Source organism: Collinsella sp. AM17-1 (genome assembly GCF_003470665.1).
GTDB lineage: Bacteria > Actinomycetota > Coriobacteriia > Coriobacteriales > Coriobacteriaceae > Collinsella.
In genome coordinates this window covers 33,976-56,795 of the sequence record NZ_QRJZ01000002.1, presented here as the reverse complement: position 1 = coordinate 56,795, position 22,820 = coordinate 33,976, and the positions used below count along the sequence as shown (strand labels likewise).

The following is a 22,820-nucleotide window of genomic DNA, read 5'->3' as shown; positions in this document are numbered from 1 at the left end:
CGCCACCTACACCGCAATGGGAATATTCTTGACCTGCGGACCGTGCTCGTAGCCCTCCACGATCAGGTCATCGGTCGTAAACGCATAGAAATCGTGCACGTCGGGGTTAAGCGTTACCTTAGGCGCTGCAAACTGCGGACGCTCGATAAGCTCGCGGACGATATCGACATGACGGTCGTAAATGTGGGCATCGGCAATCACGTGCAGCAGCTCACCGGGAATCATATCGACCGACTGTGCGACCATCATCAGCAAAATGGCGTACTGGCACACGTTCCAGTTGTTCGCGGCCAAAATGTCCTGACTGCGCTGGTTGAGAATCATGTTGAGCGTGGGCTTATCGTCCTGCGGGCGCTGCGTGACGTTATAAGTCACGCTGTAGGCGCACGGATACAGGTGCATCTCGGAAAGGTCGCTAAACACATAGGTGTTCGTCATAATGCGGCGGCTGTACGGCGTATGCTTAAGGTCGTACAGCACGCGGTCCATCTGGTCGAAATTGCCCTCGGCATAATGGCTTTTCTGGCCAATTTGGTACCCGTAGGCCTTGCCAATGGAGCCGGTCTCGTCGGCCCACTCGTCCCAAATATGGCTGTTGAGGTCATGCACGTTATTAGACTTCTTTTGATAGATCCACAGGATCTCGTCCATCGCAGACTTAAGAGCCGTGCGGCGCAGCGTAAGCGCAGGGAACTCCTCGCGCAGGTCGTAGCGCGCCGTGACGCCAAAGTTTTTAATGGTATAGGCAGGGGTGCCGTCCTCCCACACCGGACGGACCTTTTGGCCCTCGGTGGTGGTGCCATGGTCCAGAATATCGCGGCACATGGTTACAAACTGTTGATCAGCCTTGCTCATTGACCCTCCTGTCAGTCGCCTACAAGCGAGATTCATTGTAGCCCAGGCGCACGCAGCCCCACAGCCCAAACATAAGCCCTCATTTTCTGACATATGCCAGAAATTCATTGCGCAAATCTGAACGTTCGCTATTCTATTGTTGACATATGTCAGATAAGGAGTGCACATGGCAGGAAGACGCGAGAAACTGCGCCGCGTCGGGATCATCCCCGAATATCGCGGTTTTACCCCCGATGGCCTGGCGAGCGGCGATGCCATCGAAATGACAGTCGACGAGCTCGAAGTGCTGCGCCTGTGCGACTTGGAAGGCCTTAACCAAGAGGCAGTCGCCCAGCACATGGGCATTGCCCGCGCCACGGTGACGGCAATCTGCAGCCGCGCACATCGCAAGGTGGCAAACGCGTTGGTCAATGGACGGGCGATTATCATCGAAGGCGGCAACATCGCGTACTCCCCCATCACCACGACAACGGCCGCATGGCCAGCAAAGGAGGTCGACACCATGAGGGTGGCAACCACGTACGACAACGGCAACATCTTTATGCACTTTGGCCGCAGCGAGCAGTTCAAGATCTACGACATTCAGGACGGCAAAGTGCTCAACGAGCAGGTCGTGGGCACCGGCGGCACCGGTCACGGCGCCCTGGCGGGCCTGCTCGCCAACGGCGGCGTGGACACGCTCATCTGTGGCGGCATCGGCGGTGGCGCCATCAACGCGCTTGCTCAAGCCGGCATCACGGTATACGCAGGTGCCCAGGGCAGCTGCGACGCTTGCGTCGAGGCCCTCATTGCCGGCACGCTCGCGCAGACCGGCGAGGCCACCTGCGACTGCCATGGCTACGAGCACACCCATGACCATGGCGAGTCCTGCGGCTGCCACGGCCATCACGACCATAACGGGCACGAAGGCTGCGACTGCCACTAGCGGCAAGCATCTCAACGTCAACACGCCTCCGCACATGCAACAAACTGCGAACAAACGGCGAAGGCCGCCTGGATCGTATTCCAGGCGGCCTTCGCCATACACGACTCAACCAGTCGTTACTTCTTATTACGCATCTGCGCTTCCATCTGGCGCAGCAGGTCCATATCGGACTTAGGACCACCCGTTCCCAGGCCGCCCATGCCGCCCAAGCCCATGGCATCCAGACCGGGAATATTGGGCATGCGCATCTTTTTGCCCTTCTTACCCTTTTTGCCCTTCTTGCCACCAGCCTGTGCCTGATTGGCCATCGTGCGCATGCGGCCCATCATCTTATTCATCTCGCCCCACTGCTTCATAAGGCTGTTGACCTCGGTGGGGGTTACGCCGGCGCCCTTGGCAATACGCGCGCGACGCTGACCGTTGATGATGGAGGGACGCAGGCGCTCCTCCTTGGTCATCGACATGATGATGGCCTCGTTCTTATCGAAGATGCCCTCGTCCAGGCTGCCGCCCATCTGGTTGAGTGCACGCTGACCACCGGGGAGCATGCCCAGGATACCCTTCATGCCGCCCATCTTTTTGACGGCTTTCATCTGGTCGAGCATATCGTTCATGGTGAAGCCCTCGCGCAGCATACGCTCGGCAGCCTCAAGCTGCTCTGCATCGGCTGCCTCCTGGGCCTTCTCGATAATGCCGACGACATCGCCCATGCCCAAGATTCGCTTGGCCATGCGATCGGGGTAGAACGGCTCCAGCGAATCGGGTTTCTCGCCCATACTCACAAACTTGATGGGCTTGCCGGTCACCTGACGCACCGAAAGTGCGCCACCGCCACGGGCGTCGCCGTCGAGCTTGGAGATAATCACGCCATCAAAGTCGGTGCGCTCGGCAAACGTCGAGACCACATTGACGATATCCTGGCCGGTCATGGCATCGACGACCATCAGCACCTGGTCGGGCTTGACGGCCTTCTTGATGTCGACGGCCTCCTGCATCATCTGCTCGTCGATCTGAAGACGACCGGCGGTATCGACGATGACCACGTCGCGCAGGTGGTCGACGGCCTCCTGGATGGCGCCCTTGGCGATGTCGACCGGGTGCGCGCCGTCACCGCGGAAGACCGGCACGCCGATCTCGCCACCAAGCGTGGCCAGCTGGTCGGCAGCGGCGGGACGATAGACGTCGCACGCGGCGAGCAGCGGCGAGCGGCCCTGCTTCTTGAGCAGGTAGGCCAGCTTTACGGCAGCCGTGGTCTTACCGGAGCCCTGCAGGCCCACGAGCATGATGACATTGGGAATGCGGTTACTAAAGACGAGCTTGCTCTCTGTGGAGCCGAGCATCTCGGTGAGCTCGTCGAGCACGATCTTGACGACGTTTTGTGCTGGCGACAGCGACTCCATGACCTCGGCGGTCGTGCAGCGCTCCTTGGTCTTAGCGACAAACTCCTTAACGACCTTGAAGTTGACGTCGGCCTCGAGCAGCGCCATGCGAATGTCGCGCATGGCCGAGGTGATATCGGCCTCGGTCAGCTTACCCTTGCCGCGCAGGCGGTCAAATGTGTCGTTGAGGCGATCGCTCAGAGAATCAAACACTAGTCACTCCTTAGTTGGACTCGCCCACCAGGGCGCGGCAGAAATCTTTGGCATTAAACTCCTGCAGGTCATCGACCTGCTCTCCCACACCGATGCGCAGGATGGGAAGCTTGAGCTTCTCGGCCACGGCCATGGCGATACCGCCCTTTGCCGTGCCGTCGAGCTTTGTCATGATAATACCGTCCAGGCCCAGCGCCTCGTTAAACTCGAGCGCCTGGTTCAGACCGTTCTGGCCGGTGGCGGCATCGATCACGAGCACGACATAGACGGGCATGGGACCGGCGGCCATATTGGCGGCGCGCTTACGCGTCACGTTGACCACCTTGGCAAGCTCGCGCATGAGCTCGGGGCTCGTGTGCAGACGGCCGGCGGTATCGATAAGCACCAGGTCGCTGCCGCGCTTGTCGGCCTCGTCGAGCACGTCATAGCACACGCTTGCCGGGTCGGAGCCGCGGTCGCGCTTGATGACGGGAACGCCGGCGCGCTGGCCCCACACATCGAGCTGCTCAATGGCGGCAGCGCGGAAGGTATCGGCAGAACCGATCACGACGTTCTTGCCGCGGGCGGCCATGGCACTCGCAATCTTGCCGACCGTCGTGGTCTTGCCGGCGCCGTTGATGCCCACAAACAGCACGCAGCTCGGCGTATCGGCGAACGGATCGCGCTCGATGGGCACAAAGTGCTGCTCGAGCTGCTCGGCTAGGGCACGACGGAGCTGCGGGGCGGTCTTGAGGTTCTTCTTGGCCGCGGCGTCGCGCAGGTCATCAGAAACCTGGATCGCGACCTCGGCCCCCATGTCACCCATGACGAGCGTGTCCTCAAGGTCCTCCCAAAAGTCCTCATCGACCTCGCCGCCAAAGTAAAAGACCTCGTTGAGGGCCTCGCGGCTGCGCTCAAGTCCGCGCGAGAGAGCGTCAAAGAATCCCATTATGCATTCACGACCTTTCCGGTTTCGCGATCGAGTTTTTGCGAGACGACGCGACTGACGCCGTCGGCTTGCATCGAGACGCCGTAGAGAACGTCAGCGTCCTCCATAGTACGGCGCTGATGTGAAATGACCAAGAGCTGCGTATCGGAACGCAGTACATCAAGGGCGCCGATGAGCTTGGACAAGTTGGCGTCGTCGAGCGCCGCCTCGACCTCGTCCAGCACATAGAACGGCACCGTGCGCGTGCGGTACACGGCAAAGAGCAAGGCGAGCGCCGTCAGGCTCTTCTCGCCGCCCGACATGAGCATCATCTTGGTGATGCGCTTGCCGCGCGGCTGTGCCACGACCTCGATTCCCGTCTCGGCCGGATGCTCGGGGTCGGTCATCTCCAGATGAGCCTGGCCTCCCGGGAAGAGCATGGCGAAGATCTCGCGGAAGTTCGCATCGACCTTCTCAAACGTCACCAGGAAGGCCTTACGCATCTTACGGTCGATAGCCACGGTGATCTTGGTCAGCGCCTTGCGCGCGCTCTCCAGATCGGCCAGCTGCTCCTCGATGTAGTCGGCGCGGCGCTTGAGCTGCTCGTACTCCTCCATGGCAACTTGGTTAACGGGACCAAGGTTGTTGATCTGGCGCACAAGCTGGTTGAGTTCGCGCTCGGCGGCATCGCGGTCCGTGGGCGCCGGAAGCATGAGCGCTTCCTCGAGCACCGTCGTGCCATCGGCGGTAATGGCCTTGATGGCAGCCTCGACCTGCACCTCGAGCTTGCCACGCGCGACCTTGAACTCGTTTTGCGTGGCGGAGGCGGTATCGACTCGCTCCTTAGCGCGGGCAACCTCTGCCTTGGCATCCTCGATGGTCTTCTTGAGCGAGGCCGAGTCCGCCTCCTCGAGTGAAGCCTGATCACGCAGGCGCGCGGCCCAATCCGACGCGCGCTCCAGCAGGGCCGAATAGCGCTCGTGCATGGGGTCGACGCGCAGACGCAGCAGCTCGAGTGAGCGCGAGGCCTGGCGTGTTCCGCGGATACGACGGTCGATGCCCTCAAGACGATGCTCCAGGTCGGGCACGCGGCCCTTCAGCGAACGCAGGCGTTCGCTCGTCTGGGCTAGGCGAACCTTGGCGTCGGCGAGCTTGCCGGCAGCCTCGGAATCGTCACGGCGAACGCGGTCGAGTTCGTCGTTGGCCTCGGCAATCTGCAAGCCCAGATCGCTTGCCTGCGCACGGGCCTCGTCACGCGAACGGGTAAGCTCGTCAACACGCGGGCGCGCAGCGCGAACGGCCTCGGAGGCCTGCTCTCGGCGCTTGGAGATGCGCACGCGCTCGACCTCGGCATTGTTGGCGCTTTGCTCCAGACGGCCGATCTCGGAAAGCAGCGAGCGGCGCTCGCCCTCAAGGCGGGCAATCTCACCGGCGGCATCGCCCTCGGCGGCACGCGCTTCCTCAACGGCAGCGTTGGCCTCGACGACCTGATCAGAGACATGCTCAAACACGGCAGCAAGATCGGGCTCCAGGCCTTCCAGCTCACGAATGCGGCGCTTGCGCTCCAAGGCACCCGACGCCTCGCCGGCATCGAGGCCCACGCGCACCAGGCCGCCGCAGGCGACGCGGGCGCCGTCGGGGGTCACGTAAGTCACGCCGTCAACGACCGGCGCCGACAGCGCGGCAGCAAGATCGTCCACTACGTAATATCCGCCGAGCAACGCCTCGACGACGGGTCCGTAGCCTGCCCGCACGGACAGACGATCAACCAGGCGGGTACCGGCAGCGCCCTCAGCGGCGGTAGAGCCGCTCACGCCGCGCGCCACCAGCAGTGCCTCGCCCGAGGCCTTCTTTTGGTCCAGAGCCGCACGACCGGCACGCTCAAGCGCGGACGTATCGTCGAACAGCAGTGCATCGATATCGCCGGCGAGCAATTGCTCAACCAAGCCCTCAAGCTCGCGCGGGGCCTCGAGCACGTCGCCCAGACGACCCGAGACATCATCGCCCAGCGCACCCACCAGACGGCTCGCCAGCGGCGAGCTGTCGGCCATGCGGGCATCGAGTTTCTTTTGGCTGGCAAGCTCCGAGCGCACCTCGGAGAGCTTGTTACGCGCTTCACTCTCGCGGGCACGCAGGTCCTTCAGGGCCGCGCGTGCCGCCTCGGTGGCCTCACGCCCATCGACCTGAGCCTGGCGCGCTTCCTCAAGAGCGCCCTCAAGCTCCTCGGCGCGGTCGCGACGGCTCTCGAGCGAGGCCGTGACCTCCTCGAGCTGCTCGTCAATCTGCTCCAGGCGCGAGGCATACATGTTGTCCTCGACCTCGGCATTGCTCAAGGAATCCTTCACCTTGGCGAGCTCGAGCGCGGCATTATCGGCCACGCGCTGGGCATCGCGTTGCTCGCGCGTGAGCTGCGAAATCTGATTGTCGAGCGCAACGCGACGCTCGTGGAGCTCAGCAGCGGCAGGACCGGCGGCGTCAACGTCCTCCTGGGCCTGCATGTGCGCGCCGGTCACTTCCTCAAGCTGGGCGCGCGCGTCCTCGAGCTCCTCGACCACGCGACGACGCTGATGCTCGGAGCTCGAAATCTGCCCGCGCATGTCGGACAGGCGCGACACCATGTTGTGGCCCTTTTCCTCGAGCAGGCGCATGTCGGAGTTAATGCGGCCGACCACATCTTGCATATGACGGCGCTGCTCGCCCAGGTCGCCCACAAACAGGCCCTTTTCCTCGAGCATGACCTGAAGCTTCTCGAGCTCGCGCTCCTTTTCGCCCAAGCGATACTGCGCAAGCTCCAGCTCGGCGGCACCTTCTTTGGAACGGCTCTCCAGGTCGTTCCACTGCGACTGCAGCGAACGCAGCTCGTCGACGGCTAGCACCTGCGTAAGCTCGTTCGCGCGCGAGGACAGCTCTTTGTACTTGCGCGCGCGATCGACCTGACGCTCCAACGGTCGCAGCTGACGGGCGATTTCCTTATTGATGTCGCGGGCACGCGTCAGGTGCTCGTCCATCGACTTAATCTTTTTGAGCGCACGCTCCTTGCGGCGCTTGTGCTTGGAGATGCCGGCGGCCTCCTCGATGAGGGCACGGCGCTCCTCGGGGCGGCTCTGCAAGATGGCATCGAGCTTGCCCTGGCTGATGATGGAATGCGTATCCTTGCCCAGGCCCGAATCGTGCAAGATGTCCTGAATGTCCATCAGGCGGCACGGACTCGAGTTGATGAGGTACTCGCTTTCGCCCGAGCGATACATGCGACGGGTGATGGCGACCTCGTCAAAATCGACGGGCAGCATATGGTCCGAGTTATCGAGCACCAACGTGACCTCGGCGACACCCACCGGCTTGCGCGCTGACGAGCCCGAGAAGATGACATCCTCCATGGCCTGGCCGCGCAGCTGCTTGGCGCTCTGCTCGCCCAGGACCCACAGAATCGAGTCGGAGATGTTCGATTTTCCCGAGCCGTTGGGACCGACGATGACGGTCAGGCCCGGCTCAAACGTCATATGGGCGCGGTCGGCAAACGACTTGAACCCTTTGAGCGTGAGGGACTTGAGATACACGGTTCCTCGCTTACACGTGCTTCTTGTTCAGAATCACGCCGTTGGTGGTGTAACCCATGCGGTCGAGCGCTTCGAGCGCGGCGGCTCCCTCGGCTTCCTTCTTTGAGGAGCCGGAGCCGCGTCCCTGACGAATACCATCGATCAACACCACGGCGGTAAAGGTGGGCGCATGCGCCGGGCCCTCGGAGCCAACGAGCTTGTACGCCGGGGGTTCGTGACCGTCGGCTTGCACGCACTCCTGCAAAAACGACTTGGGGTTCGCAGGATGCTCGGCACGCTCGGAAGCCAAATGCGGCTTAAGCGTACGGTGAATGAACTCTGCCGCGGCATCCCAGCCGGCATCCAGGTACAGCGCGCCCACGAGCGACTCATAGACGTTCTCGAGGGCCGAATGCAGGCCGCGCGCACCGGTACCGGTCTCGGAGGCACCAAAGATGATGATGTCGTCGATGCCCAGCTCGTGAGAAACCTCGGACAGCGTAGCGCCCGAGACAAGCGACACCTTCAGGCGCGTGAGCTTGCCCTCGTCAAACTCCGGATAGGACTCAAACAGGGAGCGTGCGACCACAGCGCCCAAAATGGAATCGCCCAAGAACTCAAGGCGCTCATAGCTGGCAGAAACCGGCTGGCCCTCGACTGCCGAGGGATGCGTAAGGGCCGCGCGCAGCAGCACCTTATTATTGAACTCGTGGCCCAGGATTTCCTGGGCGCGCGTAAGTCGTTCAGACAAAGCCAAGACCTAGGCCTCCCTGGCGTTTTCGATAGCGTCGACGGCGTCGGCGACAGAGTTGAGCGAGAGCAGGGTCTCGTCATCGATCTCAAGGTTGAACTCGTCCTCGATAGCCGTAACCAGCTGCAGGCGCTCGAGCGAGTTGGCATCGAGGTCGTCAAAGGTGGTCTCATCGCTAATTTCGGCAACATCGACGCCCAGAACGTCAGCAGCGACCTCGGCGATCTTGTCGAAGATTTCGGAGCGATCCATAGCGCTTCCTCTCATAGTGCATGAATACCAAAAGAATGGTACCGCCCGGGCGGTACCAAGACATGGTTCTGATTCTACCCCACGACGCACGCCCCGAGACGCATAACGCCGCTGTTATAAAACGATGCCGTCCATGGAGTTGGCGACATTCTCGACCAGCCCGGCGCGCACGGCTTCGGCCGCCGCGAGCGTACCGTTTTTAACAGCCTCGACCGATGTGGCGCCATGGCCGATCAGGACCACGCCGCGCAGGCCCAAAAGAATCGCGCCACCCTTGGCGTCGCCCGAAAGCTTGGCCTTTATCTCGCGCATCTGCTTTTTAATGAGCAGCGCGGCGATCTTGGTGCCAAGCGAAGACATAAAGGCACCCTTGAGTTCCTGCAGCAAAAACTTGGCAGCGCCCTCGGTGGCCTTGAGCGCAATATTGCCCGACATGCCATCGGCAACGACGACATCGAAGTTACCGGAGGTGATGTCCGTTCCCTCACAGTTACCAACAAAGCCGGGAACGGCGGCTTTCATGGCCGGGAAGCAGGCCTTGGTAAAGTTGGAGCCCTTCTCGTCCTCGGTGCCGTTACCAAGCAGGCCCACGCGGGGATGCTCGATGCCCAGGACGACGCGGGCATAGGCGCTACCCATCTGGGCAAAACGCACCATGTCATCGACCTCGACATCGGGGTTGGCGCCCATATCGCACAGCACCGTCAGACCGCCGGCACGATTGGGCAGCGCATTGGTCAGGCACGGACGTACCGGTTGCTTCTTGCCCTCGGCCATATATCGAAACGGTGTGACGTAGGCGGTCGCAGCGGCGGTCATGGCACCGGTAGAGCCGGCGGAGAAGAACGCATCCGCGTTGCCCTTCTTAATGGCGCGGCAAGAAAGCACGATCGACGACTTACGCTTGGTCATCACGGCGCGAATGGGATCGTCGTCCATGGCGATAACGTCAGGTGCCTCAAGGGCCTCAACACGTGCATGGGAAGCTGCAAAGGGATTGACGATTTCGGCGGGGCCAGCTGCCAAGACCTCGATATCGGGATCGGCGGCAAGCGCAGCCTCGATACCATCGAGAACAACCTGAGGTTTCTCGTCTCCGCCCACAACGTCTACACAAACGCGAACGTTACTCATATACATGCTCCTTATACAAAAATGGCCGACTCATTGAGCCGGCCATTGTGGTTCCATTTGGAACGGCATCGCATCCAGAGTATACCGTTACTCGGTAACGATAACCTCGCGGTCCTTGTAGAAACCGCAGCTGGGGCACACGTGGTGCGGAAGCTTAACAGCGCCGCAACGGGGGCACGTGGACTGAGCCGCAGCCGAGATCTTCATGTTGGCGGAACGACGGGTGTGAGTGCGGATACGACCCTGCTTTTGTTTAGGTACGGGCATAGTGACCTTCCTTATGAACTATCCAGTGTGGCGATTACGCGCAAGTAGCGATACTACCACAGTTTTACTCATCAAGCTTGAGATTCTTCAATGCTGCAAATGGATTTTCCGTGGCTTCGGCCCATTCGGCCTCGGCTTGGGCAGCACAATCGCATTGCTCCACGTTGAGATTGCAACCGCAAGTGGGGCACAGACCGCGACAATCGGGCTTGCAGAGCACCACAAACGGCGTGTCCATAACGACCGCGTCATTGATGGGCTCACCCAGATCGACGATACGGTCCTCACCCAGGAGCTCGTAGCCGTCCTCGTAGGCCTCGGGATCCTCGGGTTCCTCAAAGAGGTAGAACTCCTCGATCTCGCCGGCGATATCAAACGAGGCGGGCTCCAGGCAACGGTCGCACTCGCCGGTGGCGTGCGCGCGGACCATGCCCGTGAGCAAGACACCGGTACCGGCATTGGTAAAGACAACGTCGTAGTCGATGCCGTCCTGAAGCTGGTACTCCTTCTCGCCCACCGTGTAGGTGGCGACATCGACCTTACCGGTCAGCGGATACGAATCTCCAGGAAACTCGAGCTGCTCGGAAAGATCGGCGGTAACGCTCGGGAACTCAGCCATTACCACTGACCATTCTGTTGGGCGGCACCCTCGTTGAGCTGCTGACGGCAACGGGTAACGGTGCCGGTCAGGCTCTTGAGGTTCTCCTCCAGGTGCGTAAAGACCTGCTCTGCGTAGTCCTCGGCAGCATAACGCGTCTCGCGCTCGTACTGCTGGGCACGATCGCGGATGTCGTCGGCCTGCTGCTGCGCAAGGCGGACGATCTCCTGCTCACCGGCAATGGTGAGGGCCTGCTGCTGAGCGTCGGCGATAATGGAATCGGCCTGGGCGGCGGCGGAAGCCATAAGCTCCTCGCGCTCCTTAAGGATACGGCGGGACTTCTGCCACTCCTCGGGATAGCTCATGCGGATCTCGTCGAGGATGTTGAAGAACACGTCGGCGTCGATGACCTTGAACTGAGCGTTCTTGCCGAAAGGCGGCTTGGCTTCCTCGATCAGCCCTTCGAGCTCATCGACCAAGCTGACGATCCTATCGCCAGGAAAATTCTCGCCCGGCATCCGGTCTCCTTTCATAGGTAACATATCATCGTGCTAGTTTACCACATGCCACCAGGCAATAAGAAACGTCACGAAAAGCGATGTTTGAGCGCTTCGACCACGTTGGACGGGACAAACGTCGATACATCGCTGCCGAGCGAGGCAATCTGGCGAACGACCGAGCTCGAGATATAGCCGTACTGCGGCGCACTCATGACAAAAATGGACTCCAGCTCGTTATCCAAGCGATAGTTGAGGTCGGCCTGCTGCAGCTCGTACTCAAAGTCGGTCATGGCGCGCAGGCCCTTGACCACGGCCCCCGCCCCCTGCTCACGTGCGAAGTCGACCAGCAGGCCGGTAAAGGGCAGGACCTCGACGCCGTCGATATCACCGAGCGCCTCGCGGGCCAGCGCCACGCGCTCATCGAGCATAAACGTGGTGCCCACGCCGTTTTTACCCTGCGACTCGGCAACAGCGACGATCACGCTGGGAAAGATGCGACGGGCGCGGCGGATCACATCGATATGGCCAAACGTGATGGGATCGAAGGTGCCCGGAACAATGACGCGGTTAATGGTGTCACTCATGGACGTCCTCCTGAAACGTCGTGGCATCGTTGTTGTCAGCATCGGTGCCGGCGCTATCACCCTCACCATCGTCATCGCCGACCCAACAAAGCAGATCGACCGAGGTGATGCCGTAGCGCTTCTCACGTACAGTCTCAAAGCCTGCCGGATGCGCGCCCGCATCGGCGGCGGCATGCTCAAACAGGGCGTAAGCGCCAGACGCAAGCAGACCCTGCTGAGCCAGGTTCTGCAGCAGTTCCTCGACCGGCTCGGCACCAAAAGCATAGGGCGGGTCGAGCAGGACCAGATCAAAGGGGCCGCCCGGTACACGACCGCGCGAGGCACTCGCCAGCATGTCACCCGTGACCACGCGCCAACGCGCACGGTCACGGCAGAGCGACTCGATATTCTTGGTAATGAGCCGCGCGGCGTTGCGATCGATCTCAAACGTCGTGAGCGAGCGGGCCCCACGAGAGAGCATCTCTAACCCTAAGGCACCGGAGCCGCCAAAGGCGTCCAGCACACGAACCTCGTCCAAATCGAAGTCGAATGCCGACATGACCATAGATGCGCACGCCTCGCGCACGCGATCAGTCGTGGGGCGGGTGACATCGCGACCACGGGGCTCCTCGATCTTACGACCGCGCCATTCGCCGCCGATGATTCTCATCCTCCGCTGACCTCCTTAAAGATATGTCGATAACGCATGGCGACCGCGTCGCGCAAGGGACGCGTCGCCACAGAGTCAAGGTTGCAAGCATACCGCAAGAGCTCGACCGCGTCCAAATGGGCCCATTCGATAAGGTCCTCATCGGCGTCCAGGTCCACAAAGCGCAGGGTCACACCGCCATGCTGGCGGTACCCTAGGATTTCGCCCTCGTGACGCAGACGCAGGTCCATCTGGGCAAGCGTAAAACCATCCGAAGTTTTTTCGAGCGACTGGAGACGGTCTTGCGCCGCCGATGCGCCGCCGTTGCCCTTGGAGTGCGTCATAACCAGGCAGGTGCCCGACACGCTGCCGCGGCCCACGCGACCGCGCAGCTGGTGCAAGGCCGCCAAGCCAAAGCGATCACCGTTCTCGATGACCATAACGGTGGCGTTAGGCACGTCGACGCCCACCTCGACCACCGTAGTCGAGACGAGCACGTCGATCTCGCCACGCTTGAAGGCATCGATGACCCGATCCTTCTCCCCCGCTGGCATACGGCCGTGAAGGCGCTCGATGGCAAGACCCGGCAACGCCAGACGCAGGCGGTCGAGCTCGGTTGCCGTATCGTGCAGTGGCACGGGGACGGTTACGCGGCCCTCGTCGTCGCGGGCAATACCGGGCACGTCTTCCAGTTCATCGGCCGAATCACTCGGCTCCACAAGTGGGCAAATCACGTAGGCCTGCTGGCCCTTTGCATGCGCCTCACGGATGGCGCCATAGGCGAGGTCGCGGCTCGACTCGGTGAGCACGCGTGTCGTCACGCCAGCGCCAGGGACGGGCCGATGGCGGATGATACTCGTGTCCAGATCGCCGTAGACCGAAAGCGCCAGCGTACGCGGGATGGGCGTTGCCGTCATAACGAGCAGATCGGCACCGGGGCCCTTCGCGCGTAGGGCGTTGCGTTGGCCGACGCCAAACCGGTGTTGCTCGTCGATGACGACAAGCGACAGATGCTTGAACGCAACGTCATCCGAAAGCACCGCATGGGTGCCAAAGAGCACGTCAAGCTCGCCCGATTCCAGCTGTGCATGGATGCGCTCGCGCTCTGCGGCCGGCGTGGCACCCGTCAGAAGCGCCCAGGACATGCCGGCCTGAGAGAGCAGAGGGCCGGTCTTATCGGCATATTGGCGCGCCAGCACGCCCGTGGGCGCCATAACACAGGCCTGCGTGCCGCTATCGGCAGCCACAGCCAGCGCGCAGGCGGCAACGGCGGTCTTACCGGTACCGACATCGCCCAGCAGCAGGCGGTTCATCACGCGCCCGCCATCGCACATATCGCGCAGGATATCTTGGAACGCGGCCTCCTGCTCGTCGCTCAGCGAAAACGGCAGGGCCTGCTTGAGCGCGGCCAGGTGCTCGCCCGCGGCGTGGGTGTAGGGCACCACATCGACCAGGCCGCCGTCGTTGCGCAGGCGCAGCGCCAACTGCAGGTAGAGGCACTCCTCGTAGGCAAGCCGTGCGCGCGCGATATCGCGTTCAGCCATGCTCGAGGGAAAGTGGATCGATCGCAACGCACGGGCATTGCTCATCAGGCGACGCTTAACGCGTAAGCGTGCCGGAATGGGATCAAAGGGATTGCCGATGACCTCGAGCGCGCCACTTACGATGCGGCGCATCCACGCCTGGCTCACGCCATCACTCACATAATGGACCGGCAGAATAGTGCCTGCGGCGCGCCCTTCCTCAAGCTTTTCAAAGTGCGGCGAGGCCATCTGCTTAAAGCCGTAGGCAAACTCGACCTTACCCATCACAGCCAGGCGGTCGCCCTGCTTAAGCTGCTGGGCAATCCAGGGCTGGCGGAAAAAGGCGACCTGCAGCACGCCCGTCTCATCAACGAGTGAGACCTCGGTCACCTGCATGCGCGGACGCGGCTGCTTTTGGACGATACGGTCGACCGTGGCGATGATGGTGCACACGGTACCGATGGGCGCCATCTCGATGGACCAGGAGCGCGTAAAGTCCAGGTATCGATGAGGGATATGGAGAAGGAGGTCCCCCACCGTCCGAATTCCCAGACGGCGAAGGGCCTCCTCACGTTTACCCGAAACATATTTGAGTCGCGCGATATCCTCGTCGAGCGCATTGCTCTGGGCAAAGCGCTCCGAGACGCGCGGCACGGAGCACAGTTCGGACATAGGCAGTTGCCTACTCGATCGAGAAGATCACGGGATAGAGCGGCTGCTCGCCACGATGGGCGTCGATCTCCAGATCGGGCTGAGCCTCCTCGATAGCGTCGACGATCTCCTGGAAGGCCTCATCGGACAGCTCCTCGCCGGCCAGAATCGTCAGCGCGTCGCCCTCCTCTTCCTCCTGCATACGGTTGATGCAATCGAGCGTGACCTGCTTCACGTCGGAGCCGACCACGTCGATGGAGCCGGCGATGATACCCATGACGTCACCGGAGTGAATCGGAGAGCCGTCAGAGGCGCTGGAATCGCGCACGGCGCGGGTGACCTCGCCATCGCGGACCTCGCTGATGGCGTCGACCATGGCGGCGACGGCGTCCTCGAGCTCGGAATCGGGCAGGACCGCGAACAGCGCGGAGAAGGCCTGAGGAACGGTCTTGGTGGGAACGACGGCGACCTTCTTGTCGGTGCAGGCTGAGGCAGCGGCCTCAGCGGCCATGCGGATGTTGCCGTTGTTGGGCAGAATGATGACCGAGGTCGCGTTGACCTGGTCGACGGCGCCCAGCAGGTCTGCGGTCGAGGGGTTCATGGTCTGGCCACCCGAGACGATCACGTCGACGCCGAGGGACTTGAGGATGTCTGCCTCGCCGGACCCAGCGGCAACGGCGACAAAGCCCAGGGCCTTCGCGGGCTCGGCGGCCTTTTCCTGATCCTCGTGGATCTTGGCGGTACGGTCGTGGGCCTCCATCTCCATGTTGTGGATAAAGACCTCATAGATCTGACCGAGCTGCAGCATGTGCTCGAGCACCAAGTTGGGGGTGTTGGAGTGCACATGGATCTTGTAGTCGGGATAAGCGCCCACGAGCAGCTCACAGTCGCCCATGGAGCCTAGGAACTTAAGGCACTCGTCCTCGTCAAACGGGGCGTCGGCCTTAAAGAGGAACTCGTTGCAGTAGCGGAACTCCGAGCCCTCCCAGTCGTCGTTGGCTTCGATCTCAACACGACCAAGGGCCGCGTCGCGGGCAGAGCCTGCGGAATCAAACGTGGCGGAGAAATCCTCGACCACGGTGCTGCGGCCAAGCGCGGCGGCAACAAAGTTCTCAAGGAAGATGGCAAAGCCGAAGGCGCCGGAGTCGACCACGCCGTTCTCTTTGAGGACGGGCAGCAGGTCGGGCGTGCGGGCGACAGACTGATATGCCTCGACGACGATGGCATCGAGCGCGTCCTCGGCCGAGAACTTCTTCTTCTCGCACTCGTCGGCCTTGGTCGAGACATCGCGCAGCACCGTGAGGATCGTGCCCTCGATAGGCTTGCGGACGGCCTGGAAGGCGACCTTGACGGCACGACGGAACGCATAGGCGATGTTGGCGGACGTAATGGGCTCGTCGGCGGAGACAAGACCCTCAGCCACGCCGCGAAGAATCTGCGAGGTAATGACGCCGGAGTTACCGCGGGCGCCCATCAGGGAGCCGTGGGTGATGGCGCCGGCAATGGCCTCCATGTCGGCGTCGGCGGGAAGGGCGGAGAGCTCCTTGGTCACCGAGGCGAGCGTGAGCGACATGTTGGTGCCGGTGTCACCGTCGGGCACGGGGAAGACGTTGAGCTTATTGATCTCCTCGGCCTTGTCGGAAACGGCAGCCGCAGCGATCGGAAAACAGGTGCGAATGGTCTTTGCAATCATGGGTATTTGAATCTCCGTTTTCGGATGCTAGTTCAGACGGCTCTTGAGCGCGTCGATATGGATGCCGATCTTAAGGCTGGCGGGATCGATCTGGGCGATCTCCTGCAGGGTGAAGGCAACGGAGCTCGAAAGATTGTGGCAGACGGACTTCATGTTGACGCCGTTCTCGAGCACGACGTGAAGATCGACCGTAAGGCCGTTCTCGTCGGCGGAGACAAGCACGCCCTTGCGGAGGCGCTGACCGGCAAGCAGGCGCACGCTCTCGGCGCCTTGGAGCTGCTCAGCCATACCGACGACGCCATAGCACGTCATCGCGGCATAACCGGCAATATCGGCAATAACGTCGTTCGAGACGCTCAGGCTGCCGTTAATGGTCTCAGACACAAGAATCTCCTTATCTGGTGCTCGCGGCACCATGTCGTGGGAGCAATCATTGCATTATTCTACAACGACCGCGCCATGTTGAGGTGGTGGGTCGCGGGATTACATCCTCGACACGAAATGTTGATATGGCAACGTTCGAGTCAAGTGGTCGCGGCATAAAAAAACCCGCCGCATAAGCGACGGGTTTTACAACCTGGCTCCCCGGGTAGGACTCGAACCTACAACAGCGCGGTTAACAGCCGCGTGCTCTACCATTGAGCTACCGAGGAATTAAAAAGCCCAGCGGAATGGGCTGATAAATTCTGGCTCCCCGGGTAGGACTCGAACCTACAACAGCGCGGTTAACAGCCGCGTGCTCTACCATTGAGCTACCGAGGAATAGGTGCGTGCTCTCAAGCAACGAAATTTATTATACGGACGAATCAGCTCAGGGCAAGAACTTTTTTGAGAATTTTTCCGACCTAGTCGTTTAAGAACGTCCCCAACGACTACATGAAAGCGCCCCCGAGCGGATGTGCTTGAGGGCGCTTCTTGCTTGACTAGCTTTCGATATAGTCTTTGAGCTTGCTCGAACGGCTCGGGTGACGGAGCTTGGCCAGGGTCTTGGACTCGATCTGGCGGATGCGCTCGCGCGTGACGCCAAACTCGCGGCCGACTTCCTCGAGCGTGCGGGGATGCCCGTCGACAAGGCCAAAGCGTAGCTCGATAACCTTGCGCTCGCGATCGGCAAGCGAGTCGAGCACCTGGGTGAGCTGCTCCTGAAGCATGGAGAAGCTGGCGGCATCGGGCGGAACGATGGCCTGGGAGTCCTCGATGAAGTCGCCCAGCTGGGAATCCTCTTCCTCGCCGATGGGGGTCTCGAGCGACACGGGCTCCTGCGAGATCTTCTGGATCTCGCGGACACGGTCGGCGCTCATGTCCATCTCGGCACCGATCTCCTCGGGGGTCGGGTCGCGGCCCAGGTCCTGAAGGAGCTGGCGCTGCACGCGGACAAGCTTGTTGATGGTCTCGACCATGTGCACGGGAATACGGATGGTACGGGCCTGGTCGGCGATAGCGCGCGTGATGGCCTGACGGATCCACCACGTGGCATACGTGGAGAACTTAAAACCCTTCTGGTAGTCGAACTTCTCGACGGCGCGGATCAGACCGAGGTTGCCCTCCTGGATCAGGTCCAGGAACAGCATACCGCGGCCGACGTAGCGCTTGGCGATAGAGACTACCAGACGCAGGTTGGCGCTGATGAGTGCCTGCTTGGCTTCGAGGCCCACGTTCTCAATGCGCGTGAGACGACGCATCTCGGCACGCGTGAGCTCGAGCTCACCGGCATCGGCAGCCTCGAGCTTCTCGGTGGCCTCGAGACCGGCCTCGATCTTCATGGCCAGATCGACCTCTTCGGAGGCGGTTAGCAGGTCGACCTTGCCGATCTCCTTGAGGTACATACGAACCGGATCGCCGGTCAGCATCACCGTGGAGGCATCGATGCCACGCACGCGCGAGCGTGAACGGGACGTGCGCACGGTGCGCTTCTTCTTGCTCTTGGAAGAACCCATCTCGGCGTCGGCCTGACGGGCCATCTTGAGCTCATGATCGTCGAGCGAGCCGGAATCGTGCTCGTCGTCGTCATCGAAATCGTCGGTATCGGTATCGTTATCGTCATCGTCGACGTCCATGGGGGCGTCGTCGTTACCGCTCGCGGAGATAATCTGGATGCCGCTGTTGCGCAGCGCGGAATACACCGCGGTGAGCTGCTCGTCAGAAACATCGATATCCTTCAGGGCGACCTGAATCTCGTCCTCGGTTACCGAAGTCCTGTTTGAGCCGTTGCCCATGAGCTTTGCAACGTAGGATTCCAGCCCAGTACCCGTGCTCTCAGTCTTTTTTGGCACAGATTCTCCCTTCATAGTCCACAGGACTCAATACTTTAGCACACACATAGACGTCTATACCCAAAAAGAGGACTGGATATAGGCGAGAATACGCTGGTTGACCACAACATCTAGGCCTGTTCGGTGCCTGCGGCCTCCAGACCAATCAAACGGAACGGGTCCGCCACGCCGCCGATCGACTTTTGCAGTTCACGTTGACGCTGCGAATCCTGCGCGGCCTGCACGGTCAGCGCGCGACGGGCCTCATCGTCGAGCGAACGGTCCTGGCGCAGCTTGGCCTGTGCGGCACGCATGCGCCGCTTGATGGTGTAGAGCTCGAGCGTATCGAGCATAAAAACGATATTCGTCTCGGTGGGGTGCTTGCTCGTCGCCGAGATGCGCCCGGCACTCACAAGCGTTGCCGCCTCGGGACACACCGAGCGCGCCGCATCCATGCAGGCTGCCGGATCGGTTCCCGGCGGCGTTGCCAGCACGGCCCATGCGATAGACTCGTGACGTGGGTCAACCCACTCGATGGAGCAGATGCGGTCGGCATACGTGCGGAACAGGTCGGGGTAGCTCGTAAGCATCGTCAACAGCTCGCGCTCCCCTGCCAAGGACTTGCGCTCAAGATCAGTAAGAACCATCGGCGCCATGGCAGCCGGTGCGCCCGAACCGTCAGCCACAGGCACAGCACCCATACCATCAGGCGCATCGATCGGCGGCAGGTCGTCGGCGGCCTCCACGGGCGCGGCACCGTAGGCATCGAGCGGGACATAGTCGTACGGCTCTTCCTCGGCCGGCGCGGACACCGGCGGCGTCGCGCCCGATGCCCAAGCACCGCGAGATGCCCCCTGCGAACCAGACGTCCGACCGCCCGCGCAACCAGAGCGCTCGGCTTGCGCCCGCTGGCGTTCATAGTTCTGCTCACGGCGACGCTCCGCATCCTCGCGCTTGGCGACATCGCGAAACACGCGGCCCGAGCTCGCACGCACTGTCTCCAGATCCAAACCCAGCAGATCGGCAATCTGGATAAAGTACGTATCGATCATATAGCTGTTACGAAGCGGATAGATGAGCGTGAGAGCGTCCTCCAGCGCCTTGGCACGACCGCCCGGCGTGGTGATGTCACTCGACTCCTGCAGCGAACGGTAGACAAAGTCCATAAGCGGCTCGGCAGCGTCAATGCGTTTCTGCAGCTCCTCTCCACCGTGCGCCGTGATGAACTCCATGGGATCGTTGCCGTCGGGCAGCACCACGCAGCGCAGATCCATCGAATCCTGCTCGATAAACTGAATCGCGCGGCGGGCGGCCTTCTGTCCCGCCGCATCGCCGTCGAACATGTACACGATGCGCTTAGCAAAGCGGGTGAGCGTCTTGACGTGATGCTCCGTGAGCGCGGTACCCAGCGTGGCGACAACGTTTTTGATCCCCGCCTCCCAGCAGGCGATGCAATCGGTATAGCCCTCCACCACGATGGCCGTATCCTGCGCAACGATAAACTCCTTGGCCCAGTTAAAGCCATAGAGGTTTCGCTTTTTATGGAACACGCTCGTCTCGGCGGTGTTGAGGTACTTGGGTTGGCCGTCACCCATGATGCGCCCGCCAAAGGCAATGTTGTGACCCTGCTCGTCAAAGATGGGAAACATCACGCGGTCGTAGAAGCGGTCGGCAAGCTGCCCGCGCCCGCGGCTCACGGCAACGTTGGCGTCGATCATCTCCTGCGGGGTAAAACCCGCCTGGGACAGGTGCGACACCAGCGCGTTGCGACCCGGTGCAAAGCCCAGGCAGTAGCGGCGGCAGACGTCGCCACCCATGCCGCGGCTGGCAAAGTACTCGCGTGGACGACCGTCCTTACCGCGCATAAGCATGGTGTGGTAGAACTGGGCGGTCTCGGCGCACAGATCGTAGATGCGGGCACGCTTGGTACCGCGCTCGCGACGATCTCCAGTGTCGTGCAGCTCAATACCCGCGCGATCGGCCAAATAACGGATTGACTCGGGAAAGCTCAGGTTCTCGCGCTTCATGATATAGGTGAAGACGTCGCCACCCTCGCCGCAGCCAAAACAATGCCACACCTGCGTGGAGGGGATAATGTGGAAGGACGGCGTCTTTTCGCCATGAAAGGGGCAGCAACCCCAAAACTCATGGCCACGGGGCTTGAGCTCAACCGTTTCCTGCACGATGGCAACCAGGTCAGACGCAGCGCGTACCTGGTCTTTTTCCTCATCGCTAATCACGGATGCCCACCCCCTGCTCACCCAAGTTGTGACGAATGTCCTCGATATTACCCTCGACGGTCGCGATCAACTCATCCAACGAATCGAACACACGCGAGGGACGCAGCCAGCGCGTAAACGCCAGCGACACCGAGGCGCCGTACAGGTCGCCCGTATAACCAATTAAGTTAGCCTCGAGATGCGCCGAAGCGGCATCGTCAGCATACGTCGGCGGCAGGCCGACGTTAACGGCAGCAGGCCATACGGTGTCATCGACGAGCACCAGGCCCTCATACACACCATCGGCAGGCACCTGAATGCCGTCGGGAACCTGCAGGTTTGCCGTGGGAAAGCCCATGCCAGAACCCTCATGACGGCCGCGAACAACACCGCCACGCAGCATATACGGGCGGCCGAGCAACTCAGCAGCAAGCTCCACATGGCCCTGTCCCAGCTCATGACGAATGCGGGTGGCGCAAATGGCCTCACCGCCCTCGCAAAGCAGGTCGTGACCATACACGTCAACGCCGTGCTCGGAACCCCAGGCGCGCATCTCGGCAACACCAGAAGCACCGCCGCGACCCAGCCTAAAGTCGCTGCCAACGCGAATCGAACGAATGTCGACCACGCGTGACAGCAGTGAGAGAAAACCGACATGATCGAGTGCCGCAACCTCAGGCGTAAAGGGAACGGCCACCACCGCATCGACCCCGGTCTGAGCCAAGGCATGTAGACGGTCGGCCGTCGTCATCAATTTTTGAGCGGGCGAAGGGCTCACCACAACGTCCGGGTCGGGATCGAAAGTGACCACGACCGCCTTGCAGCCATTGGCACGGGCATCAAGGACAAGCGCTTCGATGAGTTCCTGGTGTCCACGGTGAACGCCATCGAACACGCCAATGGCGATCGATGCGGCACCCAAGTGCTCGCACTCATCAAACGCATCGGCAGTAACGATGCGAGCCTCGTCCGACTCGTCTTCGAAAAAGATACGCGCGAGCTCGCGAGCGGACAACATCATCGAACACCGCCGATTGCCTGCGGAAACACGTGTTCCATGACAAAGCGGCCACCCTCAATGCGGGCGAGCGCCTTGAGTCCCCCATCGAGCACCAACGCAAACGGCGCCTTCGAGGCATCGAAATCGGCAAGCGCAAGCTCAACGGGAATGCGTCGGCCGCAGAGCAGGTCGTCGCCAAGATTGCCCGGCAAGTCAACACGCGTGGCGCCCAGGGCTGCAATGGGATCCAGGGCAAAGCCAGCCGCGGACTCGGGAGAAAGCTCCTCAACCGCATGACAAGCGCCAATGGAAACAACACCGGAGGCCGTGCGGCGCAGCGCGGAAATGTGCGCGGCGCTCTCGCAGGCGCGGCCCAAGTCGCGAGCGAGCGCACGGATATAGGTGCCCTTGCTCACCGAGAACGCCACGGTCCACACAAACGTATCACCTTCGCCGCCCACGGCGATCAGGTCGGCGGCATAGACCTCGACGGGACGCGGAGGTAAGTCCACCGCATTGCCCTCGCGAGCAGACTTGTAGGCGCGAACGCCATTGACCGAGATAGCCGAAAACGCCGGCGGCACCTGCATCTGCGGACCCAGCATGACGGCCAAGCGCTCACGGGCATAGGCAGGATCGCGGAGCTCGTTGGCAACAGTCACCGTGCGGACCGCCTCGCCCTCCGCATCATCGGTATTTGTCTCGGCGCCAAACGAGATGTCGGCGACATAGCTTTTGGTATCGAGGGTTAGCATGCCCAGCAGACGGGTGGCCTGGCCAACACCCACCACCATGACACCCGATGCCATGGGGTCGAGCGTGCCGGCATGGCCGACGCGCCGCTCATGGAGGGCGCGTCGGCATTGCGAAACCACGTCGTGGGACGTGCAGCCCACCGGCTTATCGACGGCGAGCAGCATATTCAGTTGAGAAGGCGTACGACGAGCCATGTA

General features: G+C 61.6%; 20 protein-coding genes and 2 tRNA genes. 1 reads left to right on the top strand and 21 read right to left on the bottom strand.

Annotated features, from left to right (window positions below; genetic code table 11):
- Positions 1–6: 6 nt before the first annotated feature.
- Positions 7–855 (bottom strand): thymidylate synthase, encoded by an 849-nt coding sequence (gene thyA / locus DW195_RS01570; protein ID WP_118205599.1) that lies wholly within the window; start codon positions 853–855, stop codon positions 7–9.
- Positions 856–1,021: 166 nt separating this feature from the next.
- Here thyA and DW195_RS01565 point away from each other — a divergent pair, with 166 nt between their 5' ends.
- On the top strand, positions 1,022–1,780 hold the full coding sequence (locus tag DW195_RS01565; RefSeq protein ID WP_118205598.1) for a DUF134 domain-containing protein: 759 nt from the start codon (positions 1,022–1,024) through the stop codon (positions 1,778–1,780).
- A 116-nt stretch (positions 1,781–1,896) separates the two neighbouring features.
- Here the strand turns inward: DW195_RS01565 and ffh are convergent, their stop codons facing one another.
- The 20 genes from ffh to truB all read right to left on the bottom strand — a co-directional run bounded on the left by ffh (position 1,897) and on the right by truB (position 22,817).
- Positions 1,897–3,372: a signal recognition particle protein gene (gene ffh, locus DW195_RS01560; RefSeq protein WP_118205597.1), complete on the bottom strand. Its 1,476-nt coding sequence runs from the start codon at positions 3,370–3,372 to the stop codon at positions 1,897–1,899.
- Between the two features lie 10 nt (positions 3,373–3,382).
- Complete coding sequence (ftsY, locus tag DW195_RS01555) at positions 3,383–4,300, bottom strand: signal recognition particle-docking protein FtsY (RefSeq protein ID WP_118205596.1); 918 nt, start codon at positions 4,298–4,300, stop codon at positions 3,383–3,385.
- Positions 4,300–7,836, bottom strand: coding sequence for a chromosome segregation protein SMC (smc, locus tag DW195_RS01550; protein WP_118205595.1), 3,537 nt, complete (start codon positions 7,834–7,836; stop codon positions 4,300–4,302). Before smc ends, ftsY begins: the two co-directional genes overlap by 1 nt.
- A gap of 10 nt (positions 7,837–7,846) precedes the next feature.
- On the bottom strand, positions 7,847–8,572 hold the full coding sequence (gene rnc / locus DW195_RS01545) for a ribonuclease III (RefSeq protein ID WP_117716046.1): 726 nt from the start codon (positions 8,570–8,572) through the stop codon (positions 7,847–7,849).
- A gap of 3 nt (positions 8,573–8,575) precedes the next feature.
- Positions 8,576–8,818 carry an acyl carrier protein gene (locus DW195_RS01540; protein WP_055309519.1) on the bottom strand — a complete coding sequence of 81 codons (243 nt, stop codon included), beginning with the start codon at positions 8,816–8,818 and terminating at the stop codon, positions 8,576–8,578.
- A gap of 114 nt (positions 8,819–8,932) precedes the next feature.
- Positions 8,933–9,952 (bottom strand): phosphate acyltransferase PlsX, encoded by a 1,020-nt coding sequence (gene plsX / locus DW195_RS01535; RefSeq protein WP_118205593.1) that lies wholly within the window; start codon positions 9,950–9,952, stop codon positions 8,933–8,935.
- 87 nt (positions 9,953–10,039) lie between these two features.
- Positions 10,040–10,219: a 50S ribosomal protein L32 gene (gene rpmF / locus DW195_RS01530; RefSeq protein WP_022094017.1), complete on the bottom strand. Its 180-nt coding sequence runs from the start codon at positions 10,217–10,219 to the stop codon at positions 10,040–10,042.
- Between the two features lie 64 nt (positions 10,220–10,283).
- Positions 10,284–10,838: a DUF177 domain-containing protein gene (locus DW195_RS01525; protein WP_118205591.1), complete on the bottom strand. Its 555-nt coding sequence runs from the start codon at positions 10,836–10,838 to the stop codon at positions 10,284–10,286.
- A complete protein-coding gene (locus DW195_RS01520) occupies positions 10,838–11,335 on the bottom strand; it encodes an ATPase (RefSeq protein WP_040358176.1) in 498 nt (165 codons plus the stop codon). Before DW195_RS01520 ends, DW195_RS01525 begins: the two co-directional genes overlap by 1 nt.
- 68 nt (positions 11,336–11,403) lie before the next feature.
- Positions 11,404–11,901, bottom strand: a complete 498-nt coding sequence (gene coaD, locus DW195_RS01515; protein WP_118205589.1) for a pantetheine-phosphate adenylyltransferase — start codon at positions 11,899–11,901, stop codon at positions 11,404–11,406.
- Positions 11,894–12,550, bottom strand: a complete 657-nt coding sequence (gene rsmD, locus DW195_RS01510) for a 16S rRNA (guanine(966)-N(2))-methyltransferase RsmD (protein WP_118205587.1) — start codon at positions 12,548–12,550, stop codon at positions 11,894–11,896. Before rsmD ends, coaD begins: the two co-directional genes overlap by 8 nt.
- Positions 12,547–14,724: an ATP-dependent DNA helicase RecG gene (locus tag DW195_RS01505; protein ID WP_118205585.1), complete on the bottom strand. Its 2,178-nt coding sequence runs from the start codon at positions 14,722–14,724 to the stop codon at positions 12,547–12,549. The genes rsmD and DW195_RS01505 overlap by 4 nt, the downstream gene beginning before the upstream one ends.
- A 10-nt stretch (positions 14,725–14,734) precedes the next feature.
- Positions 14,735–16,396: a DAK2 domain-containing protein gene (locus DW195_RS01500; RefSeq protein WP_117765715.1), complete on the bottom strand. Its 1,662-nt coding sequence runs from the start codon at positions 16,394–16,396 to the stop codon at positions 14,735–14,737.
- A 27-nt stretch (positions 16,397–16,423) separates the two neighbouring features.
- Positions 16,424–16,813 (bottom strand): Asp23/Gls24 family envelope stress response protein, encoded by a 390-nt coding sequence (locus DW195_RS01495; protein WP_187361832.1) that lies wholly within the window; start codon positions 16,811–16,813, stop codon positions 16,424–16,426.
- Positions 16,814–16,974: 161 nt separating this feature from the next.
- Positions 16,975–17,049: transfer RNA gene (locus tag DW195_RS01490), tRNA-Asn, on the bottom strand.
- Positions 17,050–17,083: 34 nt separating this feature from the next.
- A tRNA-Asn gene (locus DW195_RS01485) sits at positions 17,084–17,158 on the bottom strand.
- 161 nt (positions 17,159–17,319) lie between these two features.
- Positions 17,320–18,669, bottom strand: coding sequence for an RNA polymerase sigma factor RpoD (rpoD, locus tag DW195_RS01480; RefSeq protein WP_055286388.1), 1,350 nt, complete (start codon positions 18,667–18,669; stop codon positions 17,320–17,322).
- A 110-nt stretch (positions 18,670–18,779) separates the two neighbouring features.
- Positions 18,780–20,888 (bottom strand): DNA primase, encoded by a 2,109-nt coding sequence (dnaG, locus tag DW195_RS01475; protein ID WP_118205583.1) that lies wholly within the window; start codon positions 20,886–20,888, stop codon positions 18,780–18,782.
- Positions 20,881–21,888, bottom strand: a complete 1,008-nt coding sequence (ribF, locus tag DW195_RS01470) for a riboflavin biosynthesis protein RibF (RefSeq protein ID WP_233540779.1) — start codon at positions 21,886–21,888, stop codon at positions 20,881–20,883. Before ribF ends, dnaG begins: the two co-directional genes overlap by 8 nt.
- On the bottom strand, positions 21,885–22,817 hold the full coding sequence (gene truB / locus DW195_RS01465) for a tRNA pseudouridine(55) synthase TruB (RefSeq protein ID WP_118205581.1): 933 nt from the start codon (positions 22,815–22,817) through the stop codon (positions 21,885–21,887). Before truB ends, ribF begins: the two co-directional genes overlap by 4 nt.
- Between the last annotated feature and the right edge of the window lie 3 nt (positions 22,818–22,820).

What these genes read in the sequence shown, in the direction of transcription:
- truB (WP_118205581.1), bottom strand. Translation starts at nt 22,817, where the DNA reads ATGGCTCGTCGTACGCCTTCTCAACTGAATATGCTGCTCGCCGTCGAT.
- DW195_RS01495 (WP_187361832.1), bottom strand. Translation starts at nt 16,813, where the DNA reads ATGGTGCCGCGAGCACCAGATAAGGAGATTCTTGTGTCTGAGACCATT.
- ftsY (WP_118205596.1), bottom strand. Translation starts at nt 4,300, where the DNA reads ATGGGATTCTTTGACGCTCTCTCGCGCGGACTTGAGCGCAGCCGCGAG.
- thyA (WP_118205599.1), bottom strand. Translation starts at nt 855, where the DNA reads ATGAGCAAGGCTGATCAACAGTTTGTAACCATGTGCCGCGATATTCTG.
- rsmD (WP_118205587.1), bottom strand. Translation starts at nt 12,550, where the DNA reads ATGAGAATCATCGGCGGCGAATGGCGCGGTCGTAAGATCGAGGAGCCC.
- DW195_RS01500 (WP_117765715.1), bottom strand. Translation starts at nt 16,396, where the DNA reads ATGATTGCAAAGACCATTCGCACCTGTTTTCCGATCGCTGCGGCTGCC.
- ribF (WP_233540779.1), bottom strand. Translation starts at nt 21,888, where the DNA reads ATGATGTTGTCCGCTCGCGAGCTCGCGCGTATCTTTTTCGAAGACGAG.
- DW195_RS01565 (WP_118205598.1), top strand. Translation starts at nt 1,022, where the DNA reads ATGGCAGGAAGACGCGAGAAACTGCGCCGCGTCGGGATCATCCCCGAA.
- coaD (WP_118205589.1), bottom strand. Translation starts at nt 11,901, where the DNA reads ATGAGTGACACCATTAACCGCGTCATTGTTCCGGGCACCTTCGATCCC.
- rpmF (WP_022094017.1), bottom strand. Translation starts at nt 10,219, where the DNA reads ATGCCCGTACCTAAACAAAAGCAGGGTCGTATCCGCACTCACACCCGT.
- DW195_RS01525 (WP_118205591.1), bottom strand. Translation starts at nt 10,838, where the DNA reads ATGGCTGAGTTCCCGAGCGTTACCGCCGATCTTTCCGAGCAGCTCGAG.
- DW195_RS01520 (WP_040358176.1), bottom strand. Translation starts at nt 11,335, where the DNA reads ATGCCGGGCGAGAATTTTCCTGGCGATAGGATCGTCAGCTTGGTCGAT.
- DW195_RS01505 (WP_118205585.1), bottom strand. Translation starts at nt 14,724, where the DNA reads ATGTCCGAACTGTGCTCCGTGCCGCGCGTCTCGGAGCGCTTTGCCCAG.
- DW195_RS01540 (WP_055309519.1), bottom strand. Translation starts at nt 8,818, where the DNA reads ATGGATCGCTCCGAAATCTTCGACAAGATCGCCGAGGTCGCTGCTGAC.
- plsX (WP_118205593.1), bottom strand. Translation starts at nt 9,952, where the DNA reads ATGAGTAACGTTCGCGTTTGTGTAGACGTTGTGGGCGGAGACGAGAAA.